The 1,968-nt window shown below is 65.5% G+C and carries 2 protein-coding genes and 1 pseudogene; all 3 read right to left on the bottom strand.

The features are described from left to right. On the bottom strand, positions 1-395 hold a 395-nt coding region (locus MAXJ12_RS32655; protein ID WP_008840509.1), incomplete at its 3' end, for a hypothetical protein. Between the two features lie 145 nt (positions 396-540). Then, positions 541-738, bottom strand: a pseudogene (locus tag MAXJ12_RS36315) (transposase zinc-binding domain-containing protein); the annotation flags it as partial. 10 nt (positions 739-748) lie between these two features. Further along, complete coding sequence (locus tag MAXJ12_RS32645; RefSeq protein WP_008840507.1) at positions 749-1,654, bottom strand: tyrosine-type recombinase/integrase; 906 nt, start codon at positions 1,652-1,654, stop codon at positions 749-751. Between the last annotated feature and the right edge of the window lie 314 nt (positions 1,655-1,968).

Here is a 1,968-nt window from a genome sequence, read left to right as displayed (position 1 = left end):
GCCCCCAGCCACACTTTGAAGTGAGCCACCAAGCACGGCTCGGCACGCTGCAATGCGGCAGCGGCGGACTCGCAAACGCCGATTTCGACAAGGTGCTCGCGAAAGAGCCTGGCGCCGAAAATGGTGTGGTGGTTGCGACGCCCTCCCATGGCGCGCGGACATCGACAACTGCGCAAGTGCTCGCTGAACACCGCCAGATCAATGTCGTTGGGCATTGCCCCTTGCCGAGCCACGACATGGCCGAGGTGCGCCGCCGCCCGCAAATATCGCGCGGCCGTGCCGGCACTATAGCCCTGCCGCTCGAGCGCGGCTGCGAAACCGTCAAGGTATGGTCCGCTTGGTCCGCTCCGCAGATGCCCCAGCAGCTTCGATGCCGAGAAGTAGGTCTCCAACATGTTCGTCTCCGTTTGTGACCGGCCATCGATGGCCGAGCCGACGGAGGCGCAGGACCGCGCTGTTATGGAGACAAAAAGCGCAACAATTCACCGAAAAATGTCGATGTCAGCACGCCAGCTCCCCATAACTGGATCCGCCCATAAGGCAGCTGTTATAGGCGATGCGGCTGTGGCCGCAGTCCTCGCAAGCCTCGACATGGCCGCCGAGGGCAGCGGTACGGCAGCTCTCGATCGCCGACATCACCTTCATCTGGCCGAGGCTGAGATGACCGGCATGCGCCGCGCGCCAGGTGGCGCCATGGCGATGGAAGATGTCGGCAACCTCCAGTGACGGGCGGCTCACCGCCGCGGCGTCATCTGTCCGGTCGCGTCTCGTCCTGCGTCAGCGGCTTGATCCGGTCGAGCGGGCTCATCACGGTGCGGATCGTGTTGGTGGCGACGCGGGCATAGAGCGCGGTGGTGTCGAGCTTGGCGTGCCCGAGCAGGACCTGGATGACGCGGATATCGATGTCCTGCTCCAGGAGATGGGTGGCGAAGCTGTGGCGCAACGTGTGCGGCGTCACCCGCTTCCTGATCTCGGCCGCCTCCGCAGCGGCATGAACAGCGCGGTTCAGCTGGCGGCTGGAGAGCGGTGTGACCGGATTGCGTCCTGGGAACAGCCAGCCCCGCGGCAACATCACGCCGCGGCGCTTGCCCTCCCGCCACCAGGCGCGCAGCAGTTCGAGCAGATGCGGCGACAGCATGGCGTGGCGATCCTTGCGGCCCTTGCCTTGTTCGACGCGGATCAACATGCGCGCCGAGTCGATGTCGGTCACCTTGAGCGCCACCACCTCGGAGACCCGCAGCCCGGCGCCGTAGGCCGTGCCGAGCGCGGCCTTGTACTTCGGCCCCGGCGCCGCTTCGAGCAGCCGCGCTACCTCCTCAGCGCTCAGCACCAGCGGCAGCTTGCGCGGCTGGTGGACTATCGCGAGACGACGAGAGAGATCGGGTCGGTCGAGCGTGACGGTGAAGAAGAAGCGCAGCGCCGAAACTGAGCTGTTGATGCCCGGCGGCCGCATGCCGCTCTCGGTCTGGTGCACTTGGAAACGGCGGAGATCCTCAGCCGTCGCCGCGTCGGGCGAGCGGCCGATGAACGCCGCAAATCTCTTCACGCAGCGGATGTAGTCACGGCGCGTGTCCTCGGTGAAGCCACGCACGTTCATGTCTTCGATCATGCGCTCGCGAAGCGCGCTGCCGGACGGATGCGAAGGGAAGGTCATCGGATGCTCCTCTCAAGCTGAAGGTGGACCTTCATGCTCGGAGGCCGAGCCTGTCCGTCACCCCTCGTCGATTACAACCTCACCGGCGCTGCCGATAAACCAGCAGGTCTCGAACCTGCGCCTCCCGCGCGAGCGGGTTCGTTCTCTGGCGCGACCAGGCCGCTCGAGCCGCTTCAGCGAATGGCAACGACACCACAAGCCGAATTCAAACGGACGCACTGCTCTACCCAGCCTCAACATCCTCTTCGCCGGCTGGATCGTCGAGCGCCCCCGGCAAGTCTCCCGCCAGCAGCTTTTCCTTCGAAAGCAAGCCG

It is taken from the genome of Mesorhizobium alhagi CCNWXJ12-2, assembly GCF_000236565.1.
GTDB lineage: Bacteria > Pseudomonadota > Alphaproteobacteria > Rhizobiales > Rhizobiaceae > Allomesorhizobium > Allomesorhizobium alhagi.
This window is presented reverse-complemented; position numbering and strand designations above follow the sequence as displayed.